Here is a 22,711-nt window from a genome sequence, read left to right on the forward strand (position 1 = left end):
ACAGCCTGGAGTGCTGGCCCCAGGTGATTGCAGATAACCAACCGTTCAGGGCGTAGGGTCATGGCAGGCGCGACAGACATTCAAGGATGCGGGCATATATGGTTTCATGGTCGCAGTCACGCAACCACAGGCAGTTGGGCGCCTTCCCGAGTACATGCCACCAGTCCACGACCGTCATGCCCAGCGTGAGGGGGGAGCTGGTTTCAATCCCGACATGACAGGCGCGGCCTGAAAACAGCTCCGGCCACAGAATCCATGCCATGGCCAGTACATCATGCAGGGGCCGTGTCCGGGTGCCATACTTGGCGTTGCCGTGCCGTTCAAAGAACCGGATCATTCCCGCACAGGCATCACCGGTCCGGGTGCCCAGTGCGGCACAGCAATCCGCCCATCCCCCGGGCATCAGCGCCCTGTTGGAACAGTCAATCGGCAGCACCGTCAGCCTGACGCCGGAACGGAAGACGATGGATGCCGCTTCCGGGTCCACTACAATGTTGAACTCCGCGCTGGGGGTGACATTGCCGCCCTCAAAAAAACCACCGCCCATCATCACCATGCCAGCCAGACGGGCAACGATATCGGGCGCGCGCCGGAATGCCTGTGCGATATTCGTCAAAGGTCCAAGCGCCAGCAGGGTGATGGTGCCTGGAGGATGCTGGCGGATTGTGGAAATGATCCACTCGGGTCCATACCCCCCACACGGGGGCACCTCCGGATCGGCCCAGTCATAGCCATCAATGCCGGTCTTGCCGTGAATGTCATGCGCGTGACGGGCCGGGCGGAAAAGGGGCAGGTCCGCCCCTGTCCTGACCTCGACTTCCGCGCGCCCCGCCAGTTCGACAATACGCCGGGCATTTTCGGCCGCCATGCGGGCCGGAATGTTGCCGGCAACGGCCGTAAGCCCCAGAACCGTTACATTGGAAGATGCCAGTGCCAGAAGAATGGCGAACGCGTCATCATGTCCGGGGTCCGTGTCAATTATCAAGGAACAGGGCATTAATACCGGTTGAATTTGATTCATGGCGATGTCATTCTTTCGAAATAATCTTTTTATCGTTACCAATAATCATCGGTTGAGGGTAATTGTGCAACAGAAAACACACCCGCAGGAAATACCCGTCATAGATGTTGGCCCCCTGCGCGACCATACGCCGTCCGACACCCGTGCCGCAGCCGTTTCACAACTGGGTCAAACACTGGAAACGGTTGGTTTTGCTTATCTTTCCGGCCATGGCATTCCTGCCGAACTGGTGGACGGACTGCGCGAGACGGCCATCCGGTTCCATGACCTGCCTGAAATTACAAAGAACGGGATCCGGATAAACACGGCCCATCGTGGTTTCATTCCGTACAGCAGCTCGACACTTAAAACGTCGACAGTCGACAATGTGTCCAAGCCCAATCTGAGCGATTCGCTCATGATCATGCATGAACTCAGCGAAATGGAACTGCGGGAGCGTGCCGGACAACCGTTACAGGGCCGGAACCAGTGGCCGGCGGACGTGCCGGAACTCAGGGAAATGGCCCTGCGCTACATGACAGAACTGTCCCGCCTGGGCCGGGACATCACGATCGCGCTGGCAGAAGCGCTGGGGCTGCTGCCCACATGGTTCCTGCCGCATTTCGACTGCCCCACCCTTTTCCTGCGTCTGCTGCATTACCCGGAACAGGAACGGGACAGCCAGCACGGCATCGGTGCCGCGCCCCATACCGATTATGGTTTCATCACCATCCTGGCCCAGGACGATAGCGGAGGACTGGAAGTGCGCAGCAAGGATGGCACATGGATTGCCGCACCGCCCATTCCCGATACATTCGTCATGAATGTGGGTGACATCCTTTCCCGCTGGTCCAACGGCCGGTTTGCATCCACCCCGCACCGGGTCATCAACCGTTCGGGGAGGCGCCGTTTCTCACAGCCATTCTTCTTTGATCCGTCGATGCAGAGCGTCATCGAATGCCCTTCGTCCCTGCTGCATGCAGGCGATACGCCGCTTCATCCCCCTGTCTGCTGGGGGGATTACCTCATGGAGCGGCTGAACCGGAACTATACCTACCGTCAGGCTGACGGGAAATGAGCGGTCTGTCGCGCCGTCACCTGATTGCTGGCGGGGCCGTGGGCCTGACGGGCGCACTGGTGGGAAGGGCCACCCGGGCGGCTCCGCCACCGCTTGTTGTCACAACCTATGGTGGCAGCTGGGAAACGTTCTGGCGTGACGACCTGATGCCGCGTTTTATTGCCCGCACCGGCGCGGATGTAAAACTGGATGTAGGATTTGGCCGGACATTCAGTGCGACATTACGGGCGTCCGGCCCCGGACATTCGGACTACTCCATCCTGATGATGAATGACGTCTTTGTGGAACCCCTGCTGCGCGCGGGCCAGTTTGAAAAACTGGATTTCTCGCGCCTGCCGCATGCCCGGCAACTTTATCCCACGGCATTGATCGAGAACGGATGGGCCGTCATTGGCATGATCTCACCCATTGGCATCGGCTACCGCACGGACCTTGTGAAAAACCCGCCCACATGCTGGCGTGACCTGTGGACCAACCCGGAATTCAGGGGACGGATCGGCCTGTACAATGTACAGAACAGTGTTGGAAAAGCCATGTTATGCTTGGCCGGACAGATGTTCGGCAGCGGGCCGACCGACATGGACGCGGCATTCGCCGCCCTGGGGCGGCTTGGCCCCGTGCTGCAGACCGACTTCAACATGTCCACCATGATGGGCACGGGCGAGATTGTCGTCTCTCCGTTCGATTTTGGTGAAATCGCGCGCCTGCGCCGGCAGGGGCTGCCGGTCGCGTGCATCATGCCACGCGAAGGCATGCTGATGTGGGACCAGACCTTTACCATCTGTGTCAACGCCGGCGCACGGGACATGGCGTACCGCTATCTTGATTTCATACTGGAACCCGAGACACAGCTTATGCTGGCCCAGAAGTTCTTTGTCTCCCCCGTCAACAGCACGGTCGTCATCCCGCCGGACCTTGCTGACGCCGTGCCCGTTACCGGCGACAGGATGAAAGAGATCCTGCCCATGGACTGGCACTGGATCAACCAGAACGCCGTCGAGCTTGATAAGCGCTGGTCCCGCACTTTCGGATAATGCCCTGCACGCGCACATATTTGGGAAAGAGGTTGAATGACCACCGTTGCAATTGAAAATCTGACGCGCCACTTCGGCAGGACACGTGCGCTTGATGATATTTCCCTATCGATAGATGACGGGCATTTCGTATCCTTTCTGGGTCCTTCGGGATGTGGCAAATCAACCACCCTGCGCGTGCTGGCGGGTTTCGATGCCTGCGACAGGGGGCGCATCCTTTTTGACGGGCAGGATGTCGCGGCACTGCCGCCAGAACAGCGTGACATCGGCATGGTTTTCCAGTCCTATGCCCTGTTTCCCCACATGACGGTGGGGCAGAATGTCGCCTTTGGCCTGGAGATGCGCAGGCTGCCGCGCGATGCCATCCGCCAGCGGGTACGCGCCGTGCTGGATCTTGTGCATCTGGCAGACCATTCAGACCGCCATCCCCGCCAGTTGAGCGGCGGCCAGCAGCAGCGTGTAGCCCTGGCCCGCGCGCTGGTGATCGAACCGCGGATACTGCTGCTGGATGAACCGCTGGCCAACCTGGATGCGATCCTGCGCGAGGAGATGCGGGTGTTCATACGGGAACTGCAGCAACGCATCGGTATAACAACCATTTATGTCACCCATGACCAGGCCGAAGCCATGGCGATGTCGGACATGATCGTGGTGATGTTTGGTGGCCGCGTGGCGCAGGTTGCCCCGCCGCGTGACCTGTATGAATGCCCCGGTAGCCTTCAGGTCGCCAGTTTTGTCGGGCAGGCAAATTATCTTGTCGGCCATGTTGCGCATGATAATGGCCGACTGGCTGTCGTGACGCCCCTGGGCACCCGCCCGCTTGACGGACGCAGCGCGATCACGGCGCCCGCCCCGGCCAGGAATATCCTGATCCGCCCGGAATCCATATGCATTACGCCACCGGCGGCATCCGACGCGGTGCCAGCAACCGTCATTTCAGTCCAGTACGGTGGGAACCTGACAAATTACGTACTGGCGCTGGCAGACGGGCAGCAGCTCCATGTCCAGACCGCCACGCCCCCATCCCATGCGGGCGGTGACAGGGTAGGGGTGCGATTGGCCGATGCCCCCCTGTGGGTTATCCCGGATTGCAGGCCATGAGGAAATATCTGCTGATCCTGCCGGCCGTTGTGGTCCTGCTGGTTTTCCTGGTCATTCCGTATATCGACATCATCTTCATCAGCCTGCACCCTGCCGCTGATGACAGGCCCTATGGCAGCGGATTTACACTGCGGAACTATGTCCAGGTCCTGACGGACGGCTATCTTGTCCACCAGACCGCCATGACACTATGGATCGGGCTGGTTACGACCTGCGCGACACTGGTGCTGGGCTTTCCCGTTGCCTGGTTCATGGCGCATTCTTCCGCCCGGGCCAGAGCCATCCAGCAGGGCATTGTGCTGATGCCCCTGCTGGTTGGTATCGTGGTCCGTTCCTATGGCTGGACCGTCATTCTGGGCAATAACGGCATCCTGAACCGTCTGGCGCGCGATATCGGGCTGACCCGCTCGGTGCTGCCACTCATGTATAACAGCCTGGGCATCGTAATCGCGCTGACCCATGTTTTCCTGCCCTTCATGATCCTGCCGATTTTTGGCACGATCCGAAGTCTTGATCCCGCGCTTTTCCTGGCGGGCCGCAGTCTGGGGGCATCGCCCGCCATAACGATGCGGCGGATCATCCTGCCGCTGACAATGCCCGGCATCCAGTCCGGCTGTGTCCTTGTTTTCATCCTGTCCGTCAGTGCTTATGTAACGCCCATGCTGATTGGCGGCATGCGGGTCAAGACCATGCCCATGACTGTGGTCAATACCCTGATCGATGCGTTCCAGTGGCCTTTCGGTGCCGCGCAGGCGCTTGTGCTCAGTGCCATTGGCGCCCTGATCGTGCTGGTGTTTTTCCGTCTGACCCCCCTGCGCTGGAGCCGTTGATGAATATGCCGCGATTGCTGCCGGTCCTGTGCTGCGCCGTCTATTTTTTTCTTCTGGCACCCATACTTGTTGTCGTGCTTGCCTCGTTCAATGCTGGCGCGTTCCTGACATTTCCGCCACAGGGACTGTCGCTGCGATGGTACCGGACATTCTTCCATAATGCCGTATTCCTGCGGGCCTTTATCGAATCAATGGAAATAGCGGTTGCGGCCACCTCCATTTCCGCCGTTATCGGCACGATGGCCGCGCTGTTTAGCATGCGCACCACACCGGCCCTTGCCAATATTGTCCGACTGGGCATGACCCTGCCACTGGTCCTGCCTGAAGTCCTGACGGCAATCGGCCTGCTGTTCTTCTTTTATGCGATGGGCATCGGGGTGCATTATTCCGTGGCGCTGCTGGTGGGCCATGTACTGCTGACATTGCCCTTCATCTATATCAACGTCTCCACGTCATTAAGGAGCTTCGACCCCTCATGGGAACTGGCGGCACGGAGTCTGGGGGCCTCACCCTTCGTCACGTTCTATCGTGTCACCATGCCGCTGATGAAATCCGGCCTGACAAGTGGCTGCCTGTTCGGGTTCATTGTTTCCTTCGATGCGTTTTCAACATCTTTCCTGCTCAAGGATGTCGGGACAGCCACGCTTCCCATACAGCTGTTCGATTATCTGAGACTGAATTTCACCCCCGAGGCCGCAGCGGTCTCGACATTCAGCATCATCGTTACGTTCCTGATCGTCATCATGACAAAAACAATATTTGGAAACCGCTTCACCAAATAACCCGTATCCGGACACTGAACAGTATTGGAACACGTATTCCCTCCACCATATCAACGGGAGAATGGACATGACCGCACAGCATGACTTTCCACTTGTCAATTTACATGAGTTTGAAACCACTTCCAGCACCGGACGGCTGGAATATGGCAGCAGGGTTGACACGATATGCAGGCGATCGGGATTCCTGGCCATCACCGGACATGGCGTTCCGGCAGACCTGATTGAAACCATGTGGGACGAGACCAGAAAATTCTTTGACCTGCCCCTGGAGCAGAAGCTGAAGGCCTGCCCCCGGCAGCCGGGCGACCCCTATGGTTATTTTACAGTCAAAAGCGAGGCACTGGCACGATCCCGCGCCGGCATGGATCGCGGCCCCCTGCTGCCAGACCTGAAGGAAAGCTTCAGCTGCGGCCCGATCCATCCCCTGACCGGGCGTGAAGGCGCGGATGAACTGGCGTTCTGCTACGCCCCCACGCCATGGTCCGCCGTCTCTCCTGCTTTTCATGCCACGTGGATCGCCTATTACGACGCGATGGAGAAGCTGGCGGAACGGATCATGCGCCTGTTTGCCTGCGCGCTGGGCCTGCCTGAAGCCTATTTCAACCCCTATTTCAGGGCACCGATCAGTTCCCTGCGTGGCCTGAACTATCCGGAACAGGACACCGCGCCACAGCCGGGACAGATACGGGCAGGGGCCCATTCCGATTACGGTACGCTCACGCTACTCCTTCCGCAACAGGGTTCTGGCGGGCTGGAAATTCTGGGGCCGGATGGGCAATGGCAGGCCGTACCCGCCATACCGGATGCATTTGTCATCAATATCGGGGATCTGATGGCATTATGGACAAATAACCGCTGGGTTTCCACGGTGCACCGTGTCGTCAACCCGCCCTCCAGCCGCAAGGGGCAGGACCGGCGCCAGTCACTGGCCTTTTTCCAGCAGCCGGACTGGGACAGTATGATCGAAGCGCTGCCCAACTGCGTTTCCACCGGGCATCCGCCTGTCTTCTCGCCTGTCAGGTCCGGCACCTATCTTATGAACAAATTCCGTTCAACACAGTAAAACCCGCTTTTTCGGATCTGGTCCCGGCCCCATGGATCACGACAGCGCCGTCCGCCGGGCCGCGCCTGCATCGGACCGGAAAATCCCGGCACGAACGTATCCATCAATGTCTTGAAGGAAACACAATAATGCGGCACCCCTGATGACTGTAACCAGGCGAGGAGCCTTCCCATGTCTCGACCACCGTTTCCGCCATTCGATATTGAAAGCGCAACCCGCAAGGTCCGCCTTGCCGAAGATGCCTGGAACAGCCAGGACCCGGAACAGGTGGCACTGGCCTATACAGTGGACAGCCAGTGGCGCAACCGGACGGAATTCATCCATGGCCGTGACGAGATCGTGGCCTTCCTGACGCGCAAGTGGCACGCGGAACATGAATACCGCCTGATCAAGGAACTCTGGGGCTTCCGCAACAATCGCATGGCCGTCCGCTTTGCCTATGAATGGCATGACGATACGGGACGGTGGTTCCGGTCCTATGGCAACGAAATGTGGGAATTCGATGCCACAGGGCTGATGCGCGCACGGTTCGCATCAATCAATGACCAGCCCATCACACCGCAGGACCGGCTGTTTCACTGGCCTGAGGGCGCACGTCCGCATGGCCACCCCGGACTTTCCGACCTGGAGGATGCCATGCGTCTCCAGCGCCGGGCCGATACCGCCCGGCCGGAGTACAATCCGCGCTGAGCGGCCGGGACCAGCCCTTCCCGATGGGCTGTCCCGTTCCTCATGCCCTGACCATATGGTCATCCTTGCTGTCGGCAACCACCTCCACATACTTCCTGAATGTTCGCAGATCGCCCCTGAACACCTTCTTCAGCGCGGTCATGTCCATATTGTCCAGCTGGTACCATCCCGGATACAGCCCGCGCTCTTCCTCGATTTCCCTTATCAGGTTCCGGGCAAGGACAGGAACGTCGCTGGCGGTCGGTGCATTGACCTGAATGACCGTGCAGCGTGACCTGAGCGGTGCCGTCAGCCTGTCCACATCATTTGCCGTCAGCACCCAGGAAAGCCAGGAAAGGTCGGCAGTAAGGTTCAGCCAGAAATCCTTGAAGGTTTCAGCCTCCTTCCTGTCCAGCACCATCAGCAGGGCATCCTGGAAACATCCATAATCCCGATGACGCGGCGCCTTGTCGATTTCATCCAGGATGAACGCCATGTTCGGACATTTTGTCCTTGCCATCTCCTCCAGGACCTCCGAAGGACCGGATTCCGAAAAGCCCTTATGGTTTCCGGTCAGATAGAATGAGTCCGGCATGGAGGATACATTCCGCGTGGATGTCGGGATATCCATGCATCTGAAAAACTCCCGCGCAAGCGTGGACTTGCCGGTACCCGAAGGGCCAACCAGCAGGATGGGCCGGGGACGGATGAACTTTCCAAACCTGGCCCGCGTATCATAGGTCCTGCGCATTTCCCGGATGGCATGACGGGCATGGGGAAATTTCCGTTCCAGCGCGCTGGTATCGACGACCGCTGGAATCTTCAGGGGCAGGGGAGCACACAGATTCTCCAGACTGGAGGGGGCACCGGAATTGCGCGCATGCCTTTTCAGCTTGGCATCGGGAATGCCATCCCTGAATACGACAACTTCATGGGCAAAAACAGTATCTTTCCTGTTCACGTCCGGTCCTGCATTCCCCGTTGCGATATCCGTCCCGTCATCACCCGTAACCGGATTGTCACACACACCCCCAGTGCCAGAGAGCATGTCGTCATCACCACCCTCTTCACCTGCACCGAACGGCGCCGGCAGATCGTCGTCATCAGTCAGCATGATCATCTCCGCATTCATATGTCCGTCGGAATCGCCCTTTTTTCCGGATATGACATCGATGACGAGGGACATGGATTGACGGTCAAGCAATTCCCTGCCGTCCCTGTCCTGCATGATTTCCTCCGCAGACTGGTAGAAGGGGGAAAATTTCCGTCTGACTGACGTTTCCCGTTTACGTTCATCCGAACCCGACAGGAACCTGCTTATATTGTCATACAGTTCTTTCGCTTTATTGATACATAATGACCGGGTGCCGTCATCCATGAACCTGTCGTACAGGATATTTGAATAATCATCATAACTGCCGCCATTGATCGATATTAGCCGTGCTGTCACATCGCACATTACCATGGAGAAGGCTGCGGGCGGGATATCCTCTTCCTGAATTACAATATACTGGAAAATATCAGGAGAGTTGATATACAGCATCTCCTGCACCGTTTTTTTGATGATATTTTTATATGTAAAATTGGAATCCCCCGCAATCACACTGGATGTACCAAGCGCAATATCCTCAAATTCCTTGATCTTCCTGAAGAATGCCCGGATAAACGATAGATATTGCTGCTTTCTTGCATAGTCCGGCAATCCGTCAACAGGCATGCGCCCGCCAGTAATGAATGACATATAGACATCCTGCGCACGCCCATGATCCCGGCCATAGCAGGTATAGAATACCAGCATGCAAATCTTTTCATAAACGTGGTGCCTGACAGCCTGCAGGTATTCGTCGGATCCGATCTTTTTCTTTTCAGGGACGGAGATGCTACGGAACATGGCAAGGGCAAAGCGTTCCATCAACATGACCCAGTCCATGTAATTGACCTTATATGGATCCGGACGCGACACGAGGGACACGGTCAGTCGCATGTCATCAAGGCATGAAAGCCTGTCTTCCGTGGCCCGTCCCGTATTATAATCAAGCAGGGCCGCCATGATATGGCACAGGATGCTGTTGTTCTTCTCATATAGGCACAGATATGGCGTCTCGTTGCCATCCTGGAACCAGTCATTGTTCCAGAGCAGGTACATGGCAGCATCCGCTTCATGCCAGACCCGGCTTTCATTCAGTTTTCTGAGAGCCTGAATCAGAAAGCGGTTTGATTGATTTTTCGCAGAACTCTGCGGATATGGGCAATCATCAACCACGCGTGGGATGAAGAGATTGTTGCCTCGACATCCTTCGTGAGGCGACGGCAGCGTCCGAGCCATGCAAAGCTGCGCTCCACGATCCAGCGTTTGGGCAGGACGACGAAGCCTTCGGCCCGATCGCTACGCTTGACGATCTCGATCGTCCATCGGCCGAGTTCAGCCAGCGCACCACGCAACTTCTCGCCGGCATACCCGCCGTCATGACCCGGCGCAAATCCGTACGTCGTGGTCTCCCCAGTCGTTTCTTCTCGGGCATCAAAGGCGCAATCAGCGCCCACTCCGCATCGCGAAGGTCGCTTGCATACTCCAGGTCGTCCCGGCGATACTGCGCGCGGGTGATTTCAGTCCAGGCCATCTTGATCTCATCAGGTTATCGCAAACCCATGAATCATAATCCACTGAAATCACTCAACTCATTTTCGGTCAGACACTGAGATAAAGACGTCTGACGACTGTCATTTCAGTAACGCAAAGGAATGTATTATTTGCGAACGGTTCTTAGTTGTGTTAGGGGAAGTCTGTATCACGGCAATCAGGCGACCCGCAGGGTGGACAGAATACGAATCAGTCGGCTGTTTTCGAGCCACCAGCGTGAACTGGCCGACTATGTCGGCAGGCAACTGAACGACCGCGACCTCGCCGCTGACTTCGTACAGGAAACCTTTGTCCGGTTTATGGAGCATGGCGATGCGCTCCCGGCCGGAGCCTGCCGTGCCTTTCTTTACAGTACGGTGCGCAATCTGGTGATCGACCACGTCCGGTCACGGCAGCGCCGCAAGACGTCCAGTGTCCCTGTCGATGATCTTGCCCATATAGCCGATGATCGGCCCCGGGCCGACGAGGTGGCCGCCGCAAGGGAAAAGATCAGGCAGATCGCAGCCCTACTTGATGAACTGCCCCAACTGACGCGGCGCATCTTCGTACTCAATCGGGTAACCGGGCTGAGTTACTGCACCGTTGCAACCCGGCTGGACGTATCGGAAAGCACTGTGCAGAAGCATCTTGCCACCGCCCTACGCCATCTTCTGTCGCGTCTGCCGCGCTGATCCACGTGTTTTCTTTTACTGGTTTCGTGATGTCCGGACGTCTTATCTGTAACCGCCCCGTCGCACCCGGCAAGCAGGGCAAATGACAGACAGTACGGACGATCAGCAGGACAGGATTGATGCGGAAGCCGCGGAGTGGGTCATCCGCCTGGGCGGCGGAAAACTGACGCCCGAAGAAAAACGGGCTTTCGCGACATGGCGATCGGCGTCATCCCTGCATGAAGCCGCGTTCCAGCGTGCTTCCAGCCTGTGGTCTGATCTGGACGTCGGCAGCCGGGAAAAGAAGGCCCGTCATCGTCGAACCGCAACGCATGTCACGAGCGCCGGTATCGCGGGCCTGTTTGTCCTGGGGCTTGGCATTGGCACGGGATGGGTCGAACCGGGACGCTGGCTGGCGGATTACACCACACCCGTTGGCGAGATTCGTACAGTCCATCTTGCCGACGGCAGCATGGCCGTTATGGACAGCCATACGGCCCTGAGCGTTCGCTATACCGCCAGTGAACGCCGGATTGTGCTGATCGGCGGAGAGGCTTATTTCACGGTTGCTCCTGTAACGGTAGACGAACGCAGGCCCTTTGTCGTGGAATCGGCCGGAGGCACGTCAACGGCGCTGGGCACTGAATTCATGGTTGCCCGCGAAGGCACTGGCGTCGACACGACCGTGACCGAGCATAGCGTGCGTGTCGCCACCCGCGATGTGGGCACACTACACCGTTCCGTCATCGTTGAAGAAGGGCAGAGTGTTCATTACGGCCGTGACGGGACGTTGGGAACGCCCGTCTCCGTTCCGGCTGCCTCGATGACAGCCTGGCGCAACGGCCAGCTTGTTTTTGACAACGCCACTCTGTCTGACGTCATCGGCCGCCTCAACCATTACAGAGGCGGGCGTATCATGCTGATGAGCAGCGGTCTTGGCGCACGACGGGTTAGCGGTGTCTTCTCTTGTACCGATACGGATGGTGCTGTGATGGCCATTACCCGCCAACTGGCGTTGCGTTCAGTTTCCGTCGGCGGTCTGGCCACGGTCATCTACTGAAACCAGTCCTATCGACCGAACAGTCTGCTGCAGCGTGCATGCACAACAGACTGATATCGCGAAGAAAACTAAAAAAATGCGATCTTTTCTCAAAAACCTTTACTGAGTCCGGGTGTCCCGGCCGTCTTACTCATTAACGCAAATGCAATGCATTCTCGTCTTCTGAGGATGCTGTCGGTGATGAGGTAAGAAAATGAGGGCGGTTAGTAAAGCGCGGAACGATATGGAGCGCGGACGCGGATGCAGCGCGCTGCTGCGCCTGCTCATGTCAGGAAGTGCCCTGGGCTGGGGTGTCGTTGGCTTATCTCCGGAAACTGGTCTGGCACAGGAAGTCGCCGCGATTGTCCCCGCGCGCACATTGTCCGTGAACATTCCGGCCGGTGATTTGAATCATTCGCTCCTGGCCTTTAGTCAGCAGGCGCATCTTCAGATTTTCTATGAAACGAGCCAGGTGAAAGGACTGAAGGGAAACGCAGTTTCAGGTAATATGACGGAGGATCAGGCGCTTTCCAGCATTCTCGCCGGGAGTGGCTATACTTTTGCGCGGTCAGCGGGGAACCGCGTCTCCCTCATCAAGGTTTCGTCGTCTGCCATTAACCTTGGCCCAATCCGTGTGGGTGGCACCGTTGCGCACCAAAATCCGACCGGACCGGGTGTCGGCTACGTGGCTACAACAACCATGTCGGCGACTAAAACAGATACACCCATCACAGAAATCCCTAATTCTATCTATGTGGTGACGAAGCAACTGATGCAAGATCAGCAGCCGCAAAATGTGGCTCAGGCACTCCGCTATTCACCAGGAATAATGGCCGAGAGTGAAGGGACATATGGAAACGGTTCTGCACATGGAGCTGATACAGGCATTATACAGCGCGGCTTCAGCACATCGCAATTTGTCGATGGTTTGATGACGAATTCCGTCAGTGCAGGAGAGACAGCTTTTTTGGAGCGCATTGAGGTCGTGAACGGGCCTGCTTCGGTCATGTACGGTCAGACTACACCAGGTGGCATGCTTGCTATGAGTTTAAAGAAGCCGACTGATACTCCCTTACACCAAGTATCGGTAGGTTTTGGAAACTGGGGTCGTTACGAAGCAACATTTGATGTCAGTGACAAAATCACTAAATCTGGAAATGTTCGCTACAGAATCGCCGGTATCGGTGTCACACAAGGAACGCAAACAAACTATGTCGATTACCATCGTGTCGGTGTTCTTCCGTCATTGACATGGGATATTGACCCTAAAACATCGCTAACGCTACTTGGAATGTATATGTATACACCGGGGGAGGGCGTTGCTAGTCAGTATCCGCGTGTAGGGACCCTGTCATCTGGCCCATATGGACATGTAATTTCTAGGAATACTTTTTTAGGTGAGCCAAATTGGAATACTATGGGCGATAAGGACGCTATGTTTGAATACCAGTTCCAGCATAAATTCAACAAATATATAAATTTTAGCCAGACATTTCGATGGGAAAATAGTGATCGCAATCAGGAAACAACGTATTGGGATGGCAATGTAAGTTCGTCACAAGTGGCATTGCAGCCCAATTTATATAATACGAATACAAATACAATTGGACTTGATACTCGAATCTTTGGTAATTTCTATACGGGGAAAGTAAAACACACATGGGTCTTGGGTTCAGATTTCCGACAGTATAATTATAATTCAAATTGGGAGATAGACAGTAACGAGCCGACTCTTAGTGTGTATAATCCAGAATATAGTTATTCACCTTGCTTCTCATGGAATAAATCTGGATGTCAATTAAACGGTTATGTATATAATGCATCATATTTTCAAGAAGGTATCTATTTTCAGGATCAAATAAAATGGAAAGGATTGTCTATTATTATTGGCGGTCGTCAGGACTGGGTAAATATGAAATATACAGGGGATAGAGGCTATACAAATCAAAACTCAGATAATGTAAAAACTCTATCTTATGATGATACGAAATCAGATCCCAAGCAACCGCAATCGGCATTTACGTGGCGTGCGGGAGTTGTGTATCAATTTAAATTTGGTCTTTCTCCTTATTTTAGTTATTCTACATCATTCATACCACAAATTGGGTCTACGGACTATCAAGGGCACCCTTTCTCTCCATTGACAGGAAAACAAATGGAGGCAGGCTTGAAATATAAAGTGCCGCAGAAGGATATCCTTTTGACAGCGGCAGCTTTTCATATTGATGAAGATAATTATCTTATAAGTGACTTGGTTCATACTGGATTCAGTACAAATGCTGGTCGAGTAAGATCTCAGGGATTTGAGGTTTCTGCAAACGCTAACATTACACACGATTTAAGGTTAGTTGCTTCTTATAGCTACACTGACATTCGATATGCGAAATCAAATCTTACTGCTAAAAGATATAATCCAGTCACCTCATTATCATACGGTGACGCCATTTCTCAAAGTGGTATGTCTGTTCCCTACGTCCCAAGAAATATGTTTTCGTTCTTCGCTGATTATACAATGCCAAAAAACATTATAAAAGGTTTTGGAATTAATTTTGGGGCGAGATACACAGGTTATACATATGCGGATAGTGTAGAATCATTTAAAACCAATCCATACATTCTATTTGATGCAGGTTTGCATTACGATTTTGGCGAGAAATTTTCGATCTTGAAGGGACTGAAAGCGCAGCTTTCCATGTCAAATCTTGCCAATACTTATTATGTAACACGCTGTACTCATGGTGTGTGCAATCTCGGGCAAGGTCGGCGAGTATATGGAAATCTGACATATAACTGGTGAAATTTTTTAACTCAAATTACAGCGCCTTTTACCCATTAAATTCGACATTTTGTCCCTCGTTTCCGTGCCAAATGCGAGGGGCTTACTTGCAGCAAGAAGCGTGGGTGGCGACGCAAAAAATGTGAGGCAATCCTGCCGAGCTTATGATGAGACCATGGCACGATGCGCGGGGCTGCACGGCGCCGTTACACACATGAGAGTTTCGACGGATTATCGTCTCACGATCTTTTTTTGATTTCTGTTACTGAAAACATCAGGTTCGCTCGTCTTACACATAGAAGGCGGCGTTCGCTTAACCGTTCGGCCGCTCGCGATACTATCAGAGCTGCAACGGGAATTGGTTTCCCATGGAAGGAGTGGACGTGGCCATTTGTCATTTTATCACTTGCGACTCACTCTTACACGCATTTGTGAGTGTGCGGCTTTCATGACCACCTGCGCGCTCCGCCGCTGGTTTGTTGTCCATAAATGGACAAGCCTGGTCTGCATGCTGGTCCTGCTGATCGTGTGTGTGACCGGTCTGCCAATGCTGTTTTCCGAGCAGATCTGGGAGGTGTTCGTTGGTGATGATGATCCGCCTTATGAGGTTCTGCCGCCAGGCACACCCGATGTCAGTCTGGATATCATTGTGGAGAAGGCGAGGGCGCTCTACCCGAGCCAGATCATCACCAGCATCAATCCGGATGACGATGAACCAGCGGTGCTTGTCTCCATGGCGCCGAGCTGGCAGGCGCTGAAGGACGACGAGAACCATCCCGACCGCCATTCCGGTCACTGGATCAAGTTCGACGCCCGAACGGCCAGGGTGCTGAAACAGTCCCGCCCCGCCAATACCCCGAAAGAGCCGCGCACCTGGACCGGAATCATCCTTAGCACCTGCACGCGCCTGCACATGAACCTGTTCGCGGGTCTTCCCGGCGCGCTGTTCATGGGGGCGATGGGCGGTGTTTTTGTCGCCTCGCTGGTATCCGGTACGGTGCTGTATGGCCGCTTCATGAAGAGACTGCCATTCGGCTCGGTCCGAACGGATCGGGCCTCGCGCCTGACGTGGCTCGATTTGCACAACCTGCTGGGGGCTGCGACACTGGTCTGGGCGATGGTGGTGGGCTTCACCGGACTGATCAACGAACTCCAGACCCCGCTGTTCGGCCTGTGGCGCGTCACCGATGTACGGCAGATTTTGCGGCCCTATGCGGGCCTGCCAGTGCCGTCGCAGGACCATCTTTCCTCGGTGCAGGCCGCGTTCGATACGGCGGCCAAAGCCGTTCCCGGCAATGAGGTGACTGGCCTGTCTTTCCCCGGCGCCTCCTTTGGCAGCCCCGTGCATTACGTGCTGTGGACGCGAGGCGCGACCCCGCTGCGGGCGCGACTGTTCACCCCGGTGCTGGTCGATGCCCGTACGGGCGAGCTGACCGGGGCGTATCCCATGCCGTGGTATCTGCGCTTCCTCGAAATGTCCCGCCCGCTGCACTTCGGCGATTATGGCGGCATGCCGCTACGCATCCTCTGGGCACTGCTCGATGTGATGGTTATCGGCGTGCTGGTCAGCGGTCTGGTGCTGTGGGCGGCCAAACGAAAGATCGCCACGGACGCCCGTCTGCGGGCACTGGGTTACGAACTGGATGACATAGACAGCGCGCCAGCCTTTGCGGAGACGGTCCGATGAACGCCGTTTCTTCCGACATGTCTATGCCGCCCTCGCCAGATGTGACCCCGCGCCCATCCGTTGCCGTCTGGCCATGGCCGATCGCGCTGGGGCTGCTCACCGCGTTTGGCCTGCTGTCCGCCCTGCTGGGCCAGCATGGCACCTGGCTGGCCCTGTCCTGGGCTGCCCTCTCCATTCCCCTCATCGTGACGGTTGCCTACGTCCTCCGGGCATGGTGCCGCACACCGTCTGTCAAAGGAGGTCAGTCATGACCCCGATCTCGTTCTCCCCGTGGGACATGTTCCTCAACGCCGGCCCCGTCGTCCGCTGCGTCATGATCCTGCTGGCCGCAGCTTCGCTGCTGACCTGGACCATCTTCATCGCCAAGTCGGTCGAACTGCTGCGCGTGCGCCTGAAACTCCAGAAGGCCGAAAAAGCGCTGGAAGAGGCCAATACGCTGGACCTCAGCGAGGAATGGACACGGGGCAATTCCTCCATCGCCCATACCCTGGTCATGGCCGCCGAGACCGAGCGCAAACGCTCTGCCGACATCCCCGATGACAGCGAGGGGCTGAAGGAGCGTATCGTCCTGCACCTTGAACGGCTGGAAGCGGCCGAAGGGCGCAGGCTCCTACGCGGCACCGGCGTTCTGGCCACCATTGGCGCGACCTCGCCTTTCATCGGCCTGTTCGGCACGGTCTGGGGCATCATGACCTCGTTCACTGGCATTGCGGCCAGCAAGGCGACCAGCCTTGCGGTCGTGGCTCCCGGCATTGCCGAGGCGCTGCTGGCCACCGCGCTCGGTCTGGTGGCCGCGATCCCGGCTGTGGTGATCTATAACCATCTCGCCCGTCAGACCGCGTCCTGCCGCGCGCAGGTTGCCGACCTCACTGCGCTGGTGATGCGTCTGGTGTCGCGCGATCTGGGCCGTACGCAGATGCTCATGGCGCAGGGCAATATCGTGCGCATTGGCCCGCAGGCGCGTGATGTCCGCACGGTGGCCGGGGAGTGAGCCGTCATGATCCGCATGCGCCATACCGATGAAAGCCTGAACGAAGCCAGCGAGATCAACGTCACCCCGTTTATCGACGTGATGCTGGTTCTTCTCGTGATCTTCATGGTCACGGCCCCGCTGACCACGGTGAACGTGCCGGTGGATCTGCCGTCCTCGACCGAAAAGCCGACGCCGCGCCCGGACGACCCGGTGTTCCTGACAGTGAAGGCCGATCATGGTCTGGCGCTGGGAGAGGATGACATCACGATGGACGGTCTGGCGGGGGCACTGGAGACCGCGACGAAGGGCAACAAGGACCAGCGCATTTTCCTACGCGCCGACAAGACCGTGGATTATGGCACGCTGATGGGCGTGATGGATAGACTGCGTTCCGCCGGCTACCTCAAGGTTGCCCTGGTCAATCTGCAGGGACAGGAAGAAGGTAGCGAGGCTGGCACGACAACGGTGCCGACCAGTTCCACAACCTCCGGTAGTGCTCCTGCCACGGCTACCGTTGCAGGAGGCACGCCGTGAGCGGCACGGCTGACATAGCGGGTACAACGTATCCTGCTGGCATGACACAGGAGACGGTCCCGCCATCCTTTGCCGAATGGCAGAAAAGGCAGGCCCGTCTGGTCCGGCGCCACGATGCGCTCCGCTGGGGCCTGTCCTTCCTCGCCGTGCTGGCGGTCAGTGGTGGGGCGGTCTGGTGGATCATGCGCCTGCCGCCACCGGTCATGGCCGTGCCCGAACCACCGCCTGCGGCCATCGCCATCGATATGGCCCCGGAACCTGTCTCGACACCGACGCCGCCAACGGATGCGCCGATCGGCCCGAAGCAGACCCAGTCCATTCCCGATCCGGCCCCGGTCGAACCACCCAAGATCACAGCGCCACCGTCCCCCGCCCCCAATCCGCCAGTCCCGGTGCCCAGGCCCGAGAAACCGCGCAAGATCGTGAAGAAGAGCAAGCCGGTGCCAATGCTCAAAAAGCCCATACCGGACAAGACGCCCCCGGCTGAAGCCACGACCGCACCACCCTCCTCGGAAGCGCCGCCCGCGCCCACCCAGGCAGCTCCGGCTCCAGGCGCCTCGTCCTCAAAGGCGTCACACGACCCGGTCACCTGGCAGGGCGCATTGCTGGCGCAACTAGAAAAATTCAAGCGCTATCCGTCCGACGCCATGGCCGATCATCAGGAAGGCGTGCCGACCGTGACGTTCTCCATGGACCGCAAGGGCCATGTGCTCTCGGTGACGCTGGCGAGCAGTTCGGGCCATGCGCTGCTGGACCAGGAAGCCATAGCGCTGCCCAAACGCGCCCAGCCACTCCCCATCCCGCCGGACAGTGTCGCGGGGGATCCGATCACGCTGACCGTGCCGGTCGAATTCTACATCCACCCGGACAGGAACTGAGGTTTCTGGCCATTCCCTTATTCTGATCGTGACAGGATCATCACCATGCTCGCCTTTTCCGAACACCGTCGTTCTCCGCCCGCCCTGAACCAGATCCGTCCCGGTATGGGCGCCAGTCGCAATGCGGTGCGCAAGCTTGAGGACCGCTGCCGGGAGGCGGGCGTGAAGATGACCGACCTGCGCCGGGTGCTGCTGCATGGCATCCTTGAGGCCGGTGCGGGGGCTACGGCCATCGAGATCTGGAAGACCCTGCGCACCATGACCGACGGCCATCCACCCAGCCAGGGCTCGATCCAGCGCAACCTGAACCTGCTGGTCGCCCGGGACATCCTGCGTCGCGACGTCTCGCCCGACCGGCTGTGGCATTACAGCATCGCGCCCGAACGCAAAGGCAGGCTGGCCGTCACCTTTGTCGAGGCGGGCACGGGACGGAAGATTCCGTGCCGGATGCCGGAAGTGGCGGCCCTGCTGCGCCGGGCAGCGGCTGAACACGGGCTCGCCGTGCAGGCCGCCGCCATTACCGTGACACCGGTACCGGCCACCGGTGATGCGGACATTCGCTGAGCGCTGAAGCATTTTTTCATCCAGCCGCTGAAAAAATGCCCGCATCGATCGTCTTATAGAGTGAGCCCTCCCGCAGGGACGGGACATCTTCCTTGAAATTCATCGCCTGGTTCGTCCGTCGCCCGGTAGCGACCCTCCTGCTGCTGCTCTCCGCCGTGCTGTCGGGCCTGATGGCGCTGCCCCTCCTGCCGGTCTCGGATCTGCCCGATGTCGACCTGCCGGTGATTTCAGTCTCGGCGTCGAATGCCGGCGGTTCGCCCGAGGTCATGGCTCGCACGGTGGCCGCCCCGCTGGAACGGCATCTGGGCAATATCGCGGGCGTCACACAGATGGAGTCCACCTCTACGCGGGGGGAGACCTCCATCTCTCTGGGGTTTGAACTGGGCCGTGATCTCAATGGCGCCGCCCGTGACGTGGAAGCGGCGATCAGGGCCGCGCGGCGCGATCTGCCGACCACGCCGGGATCGGACCCGCAATATCACCGTGCTAATCCCACTGCGACGCCGGTGCTGATCCTTGCGGTCACGCCGGGCATGCAGTCCATGGCGAAGCTGTATGATCTGGTGAACACGACGCTGCGCCCCATGCTGCTGCAGGTGCAGGGTGTGGGGGACGTTACCCTTATGGGCAGTTCAGCCCCCGCCGTGCGGGTGGAGATGAACCCGCTGCTGTTCTTCAAATACGGGATCGGTTTTGAAGACCTGCGTGCGGCCCTGGCCTCGGCCAATGCGCATACCCCCAAAGGGGTGATCGACATGGGCGACCGGCGCTACCAGCTTGCCGTCAACGATCAGGCTGAACATGCCGATGCGTATAGGGATCTGGTCATCGCCTACAAGAGCGGGCGTCCGATCCGGCTGCGGGATGTCGCCACTGTCACCGACAGCATGCAGGACGTGAATGCGGCCGCGTTCTTTGATGGCAGACCGGCCCTGACCCTGATGGTCCGTGCCCAGCCGGGGGCCAATCTGGTCGGCATTGTCGATGCGGTGAAGGCGCGACTGCCGCAACTGCGGACATTGATGCCGTTAGGGGCTGATATTGCGGTAGCGCGGGATGGCTCGGCGGTGATCCGGTCCTCCCTGCATCATACGCTGGTGACGCTGCTGGCCTCCTGTGTTCTGGCCTTGGCCGTGGTCTGGGTATTCCTGCGCTCGTGGACGGCATCCATCGCGGCCGCGATCATTGTGCCGTGCTGCCTGATCGCCAGCCTCGGGCCGATGCATCTGGCGGGGTTCGGGCTGGACAATCTCTCGCTCATGGCGCTGACGGTGGTGACAGGGCTGGTGGTGGATGACGCCATTGTGGTGATCGAGAACATAATCCGCATGCGTGGGCGGGGTCTTCCCATCGACGAGGCCGCCATTGCCGGGGCGAGCGAGGTGGCCTTTACGCTGCTGTCGATTACGGTCTCCGTGCTGGCGGTGTTTCTGCCGATCGGGCTGGCTGCTGGTCTGACAGGACGGCTGTTCCGGGAGTTTGCGGGCACCGTTGGCATTGCCGTCACGGTGTCGCTGATCCTGTCCTGTGTGGTGACGCCGTGCCTGACGGCGCTGTGCATGCGGTTTGCCGAAAACAGCGCCGCCATTCATCCGGAAGTGGCTGCGCTAGATTTTCTGGATCATGAAAAACACAGCGGCAGCCTGTATCGCCGAATTCTGGAAATCTGCCTGACCCATCCCGGCAAGACCGCGCTGCTTCTGCCATTGACCCTGCTGGTGGGCGTCTTTCTGTTCACCCGCATGCCCAGGGTCGTGTTCCCGCGTCAGGATATCGGCATTGTCTCGGGCGGATCGCGTGGCAGCGGCAGCTCGCTGGCGCAGACCAAGGCCCGGCTGGAACGGTTCAGCAAGATACTGCTGGAGGATCCCGCCGTGACGCATGTGATCGCCTATCTGGATACCGGCGAGGGTTCCAGCCACGGCATGGTGTTCGCCACGCTGCGCGACCGGTCCACCGGGCGGGCATCGGGGACCGATGTGGCCACCCGCGTCGTGGCTCGGATGGGGAAAGATATCCACGCGGAATACCATGCTCAGGCACCGGGCAATATCATGATGCGGGTCGGCTCGAACAGCAGCGGGGTCAGTTACATCCTGCGCAGCGAGGATGACCGGCTGCTCGGACCGGCGACACGGAAACTGGCCCAAGCCCTGCGCCACCACCCGGAGTTCGCGGATGTGGACCCGGATGTCGATCCGCCGGGACAGGGTATCACGCTGGCGATCGACCGCGATACCGCCGCCCGTGTCGGGGTCACGCCGCAGGTGATCGGCAACACCCTGTCCGACGCGCTTGGTCAGACCACGGCCTCGGTCGTCTACACAACACACGGGCAGTACAACGTGGTGCTGACGGTGGAAAACCGCTTCCAGCGCGATCCCGAGATCCTGAAACAGTTCTGGATCAGCCCGTCCGGGGGATCAGCCTCGGGCAGTTCGGCGTCCAACACCATCCGGGTGGTGACATCGGCCACAGCCAGCACCACAGCCTCGACCGGTGCCATGGCATTTCGGAACCAGATCGCCAATTCGCTGGCGGGTGGAGCGAATGCCTCAACCGGATCGGCCGTGGCGACCGGGGCGGAGACGCTGGTGCCGCTGTCGGTGGTGGCGCGAATGACCCCCAGTCTCGACCCGGTGGCCGTCACCCATATCGGTTACGCCAGTTCCGCCTCGCTGGCGCTGGAACTGGCGCCGGGTGTCAGCCTGTCACAGGCACAATCTGTTATCGATCAGGAGTGGCGGAGCCTGCATCTGCCGGAGACCATCACCGGGGAATTGCAGAGCGATGAAGGGGATGTTGGCAAAAGCACGCATGACAGCGAGATCCTGATCATCGCGGCCATCCTGGCTGTCTGGATTACGCTGGGCATGCTCTATGAAAGCGTGTGGCACCCGCTGACCATCCTTTCTACCATCCCCTCTGCCGGGATCGGGGCGGTGATCGCGCTGGACCTGTTCGGGCTGCCGTTCTCGGGCATGGCGGTCATCGCCATGCTGCTGCTGACTGGCATTTCGCTGAAGAACGCCATTCTGCTGGTGGATTTTGCCATCCACGCCGAACGCGAACGCGGCCTGACGTCACGGGACGCCATCCGCGAGGCCTGTCTGCTGCGGCTGCGGCCGATTGTCATGACCACCTTTGCCGCAGCCCTTGGGGCGCTGCCGCTGGTGCTGATGGGCGGCTACGGGATGGAGTTGCGCCAGCCGCTCGGGATCGCGTTGGTCGGTGGTCTGCTGGTCAGTCAGGCCCAGACCATGTTCACCACGCCCGCGCTCTATCTGCTGGTTGCGCGATGCGCCTCTTTATCCAGGAAAGCGGAAGCACCATGAGATTCTCCGGTCATGTAATCAGGGCAGGGGACTGACGGGTAGACTGCCTGCGGAGGCTGAAAGGACGGGTTTATCGG

At 58.2% G+C, this 22,711-nt stretch carries 19 protein-coding genes and 1 pseudogene; 17 read left to right on the forward strand and 3 right to left on the reverse strand.

Translation table 11 applies throughout. The annotated features are described in order from the left end of the window. Nucleotides 1-58 precede the first annotated feature (58 nt). A complete protein-coding gene (locus GWK63_RS08100; protein WP_007398692.1) occupies nt 59-985 on the reverse strand; it encodes a nucleoside hydrolase in 927 nt (308 codons plus the stop codon). A 100-nt stretch (nt 986-1,085) separates the two neighbouring features. Here GWK63_RS08100 and GWK63_RS08105 point away from each other — a divergent pair, with 100 nt between their 5' ends. The 7 genes from GWK63_RS08105 to GWK63_RS08135 all read left to right on the forward strand — a co-directional run bounded on the left by GWK63_RS08105 (nt 1,086) and on the right by GWK63_RS08135 (nt 7,578). Next, nucleotides 1,086-2,078 (forward strand): isopenicillin N synthase family dioxygenase, encoded by a 993-nt coding sequence (locus GWK63_RS08105; RefSeq protein ID WP_039999047.1) that lies wholly within the window; start codon nt 1,086-1,088, stop codon nt 2,076-2,078. Continuing rightward, nucleotides 2,075-3,112, forward strand: coding sequence for an ABC transporter substrate-binding protein (locus GWK63_RS08110; protein ID WP_007398694.1), 1,038 nt, complete (start codon nt 2,075-2,077; stop codon nt 3,110-3,112). Before GWK63_RS08105 ends, GWK63_RS08110 begins: the two co-directional genes overlap by 4 nt. A gap of 36 nt (nt 3,113-3,148) precedes the next feature. Beyond that, complete coding sequence (locus GWK63_RS08115) at nt 3,149-4,213, forward strand: ABC transporter ATP-binding protein (RefSeq protein WP_007398695.1); 1,065 nt, start codon at nt 3,149-3,151, stop codon at nt 4,211-4,213. Further along, nucleotides 4,210-5,043: an ABC transporter permease gene (locus GWK63_RS08120; protein ID WP_007398696.1), complete on the forward strand. Its 834-nt coding sequence runs from the start codon at nt 4,210-4,212 to the stop codon at nt 5,041-5,043. The genes GWK63_RS08115 and GWK63_RS08120 overlap by 4 nt, the downstream gene beginning before the upstream one ends. Beyond that, nucleotides 5,043-5,825 carry an ABC transporter permease gene (locus GWK63_RS08125; protein WP_039999051.1) on the forward strand — a complete coding sequence of 261 codons (783 nt, stop codon included), beginning with the start codon at nt 5,043-5,045 and terminating at the stop codon, nt 5,823-5,825. The genes GWK63_RS08120 and GWK63_RS08125 overlap by 1 nt, the downstream gene beginning before the upstream one ends. A gap of 67 nt (nt 5,826-5,892) precedes the next feature. Continuing rightward, nucleotides 5,893-6,888: an isopenicillin N synthase family dioxygenase gene (locus tag GWK63_RS08130; RefSeq protein WP_007398698.1), complete on the forward strand. Its 996-nt coding sequence runs from the start codon at nt 5,893-5,895 to the stop codon at nt 6,886-6,888. 171 nt (nt 6,889-7,059) lie between these two features. After that, nucleotides 7,060-7,578 (forward strand): nuclear transport factor 2 family protein, encoded by a 519-nt coding sequence (locus GWK63_RS08135; protein ID WP_007398700.1) that lies wholly within the window; start codon nt 7,060-7,062, stop codon nt 7,576-7,578. Nucleotides 7,579-7,618: 40 nt separating this feature from the next. On the opposite strand, the gene GWK63_RS08140 is transcribed toward GWK63_RS08135, so the two are convergent. Together GWK63_RS08140 and GWK63_RS17605 are read right to left on the reverse strand one after the other, a co-directional pair. Then, entirely contained in the window at nt 7,619-9,703 is a 2,085-nt protein-coding gene (locus tag GWK63_RS08140; protein ID WP_007398701.1) for an AAA family ATPase, read from the reverse strand. 56 nt (nt 9,704-9,759) lie between these two features. Next, a pseudogene (locus GWK63_RS17605) lies at nt 9,760-10,023 on the reverse strand (transposase); the annotation flags it as partial. Between the two features lie 348 nt (nt 10,024-10,371). Here GWK63_RS17605 and GWK63_RS08150 point away from each other — a divergent pair. From GWK63_RS08150 to GWK63_RS08195, 10 genes are all read left to right on the forward strand, one after another. Further along, entirely contained in the window at nt 10,372-10,869 is a 498-nt protein-coding gene (locus GWK63_RS08150; protein WP_007398782.1) for an RNA polymerase sigma factor, read from the forward strand. An 82-nt stretch (nt 10,870-10,951) separates the two neighbouring features. Then, nucleotides 10,952-11,908: a FecR family protein gene (locus tag GWK63_RS08155; protein ID WP_007398783.1), complete on the forward strand. Its 957-nt coding sequence runs from the start codon at nt 10,952-10,954 to the stop codon at nt 11,906-11,908. Between the two features lie 223 nt (nt 11,909-12,131). After that, nucleotides 12,132-14,684, forward strand: coding sequence for a TonB-dependent siderophore receptor (locus GWK63_RS08160; protein ID WP_112210013.1), 2,553 nt, complete (start codon nt 12,132-12,134; stop codon nt 14,682-14,684). A 427-nt stretch (nt 14,685-15,111) separates the two neighbouring features. Continuing rightward, nucleotides 15,112-16,350, forward strand: a complete 1,239-nt coding sequence (locus tag GWK63_RS08165; protein ID WP_112210015.1) for a PepSY-associated TM helix domain-containing protein — start codon at nt 15,112-15,114, stop codon at nt 16,348-16,350. Continuing rightward, nucleotides 16,347-16,601 carry a hypothetical protein gene (locus tag GWK63_RS08170; protein ID WP_112210017.1) on the forward strand — a complete coding sequence of 85 codons (255 nt, stop codon included), beginning with the start codon at nt 16,347-16,349 and terminating at the stop codon, nt 16,599-16,601. Before GWK63_RS08165 ends, GWK63_RS08170 begins: the two co-directional genes overlap by 4 nt. Next, nucleotides 16,598-17,341 (forward strand): tonB-system energizer ExbB, encoded by a 744-nt coding sequence (gene exbB, locus GWK63_RS08175; protein WP_112210019.1) that lies wholly within the window; start codon nt 16,598-16,600, stop codon nt 17,339-17,341. The genes GWK63_RS08170 and exbB overlap by 4 nt, the downstream gene beginning before the upstream one ends. A gap of 6 nt (nt 17,342-17,347) precedes the next feature. After that, a complete protein-coding gene (gene exbD / locus GWK63_RS08180; protein WP_112210021.1) occupies nt 17,348-17,857 on the forward strand; it encodes a TonB system transport protein ExbD in 510 nt (169 codons plus the stop codon). Next, nucleotides 17,854-18,735: an energy transducer TonB family protein gene (locus GWK63_RS08185; RefSeq protein WP_396415477.1), complete on the forward strand. Its 882-nt coding sequence runs from the start codon at nt 17,854-17,856 to the stop codon at nt 18,733-18,735. Before exbD ends, GWK63_RS08185 begins: the two co-directional genes overlap by 4 nt. Before the next feature lie 45 nt (nt 18,736-18,780). After that, a complete protein-coding gene (locus GWK63_RS08190; RefSeq protein ID WP_112210025.1) occupies nt 18,781-19,299 on the forward strand; it encodes a Fur family transcriptional regulator in 519 nt (172 codons plus the stop codon). Nucleotides 19,300-19,391: 92 nt separating this feature from the next. Beyond that, nucleotides 19,392-22,634 (forward strand): efflux RND transporter permease subunit, encoded by a 3,243-nt coding sequence (locus GWK63_RS08195; RefSeq protein ID WP_112210027.1) that lies wholly within the window; start codon nt 19,392-19,394, stop codon nt 22,632-22,634. Nucleotides 22,635-22,711 lie beyond the last annotated feature (77 nt).

Source organism: Komagataeibacter rhaeticus (assembly GCF_011611525.1).
Classification (GTDB): Bacteria; Pseudomonadota; Alphaproteobacteria; order Acetobacterales; family Acetobacteraceae; genus Komagataeibacter; species Komagataeibacter rhaeticus.

Excerpts from the sequence above, each read along its gene's own strand:
- GWK63_RS08110 (WP_007398694.1), top strand. The coding sequence starts at position 2,075 with ATGAGCGGTCTGTCGCGCCGTCACCTGATTGCTGGCGGGGCCGTGGGC.
- GWK63_RS08115 (WP_007398695.1), top strand. The coding sequence starts at position 3,149 with ATGACCACCGTTGCAATTGAAAATCTGACGCGCCACTTCGGCAGGACA.
- GWK63_RS08120 (WP_007398696.1), top strand. The coding sequence starts at position 4,210 with ATGAGGAAATATCTGCTGATCCTGCCGGCCGTTGTGGTCCTGCTGGTT.
- GWK63_RS08125 (WP_039999051.1), top strand. The coding sequence starts at position 5,043 with ATGAATATGCCGCGATTGCTGCCGGTCCTGTGCTGCGCCGTCTATTTT.
- GWK63_RS08130 (WP_007398698.1), top strand. The coding sequence starts at position 5,893 with ATGACCGCACAGCATGACTTTCCACTTGTCAATTTACATGAGTTTGAA.
- GWK63_RS08135 (WP_007398700.1), top strand. The coding sequence starts at position 7,060 with ATGTCTCGACCACCGTTTCCGCCATTCGATATTGAAAGCGCAACCCGC.
- GWK63_RS08140 (WP_007398701.1), bottom strand. The coding sequence starts at position 9,703 with ATGTACCTGCTCTGGAACAATGACTGGTTCCAGGATGGCAACGAGACG.
- GWK63_RS08155 (WP_007398783.1), top strand. The coding sequence starts at position 10,952 with ATGACAGACAGTACGGACGATCAGCAGGACAGGATTGATGCGGAAGCC.
- GWK63_RS08160 (WP_112210013.1), top strand. The coding sequence starts at position 12,132 with ATGGAGCGCGGACGCGGATGCAGCGCGCTGCTGCGCCTGCTCATGTCA.
- GWK63_RS08165 (WP_112210015.1), top strand. The coding sequence starts at position 15,112 with ATGACCACCTGCGCGCTCCGCCGCTGGTTTGTTGTCCATAAATGGACA.
- GWK63_RS08170 (WP_112210017.1), top strand. The coding sequence starts at position 16,347 with ATGAACGCCGTTTCTTCCGACATGTCTATGCCGCCCTCGCCAGATGTG.
- exbB (WP_112210019.1), top strand. The coding sequence starts at position 16,598 with ATGACCCCGATCTCGTTCTCCCCGTGGGACATGTTCCTCAACGCCGGC.
- exbD (WP_112210021.1), top strand. The coding sequence starts at position 17,348 with ATGATCCGCATGCGCCATACCGATGAAAGCCTGAACGAAGCCAGCGAG.
- GWK63_RS08190 (WP_112210025.1), top strand. The coding sequence starts at position 18,781 with ATGCTCGCCTTTTCCGAACACCGTCGTTCTCCGCCCGCCCTGAACCAG.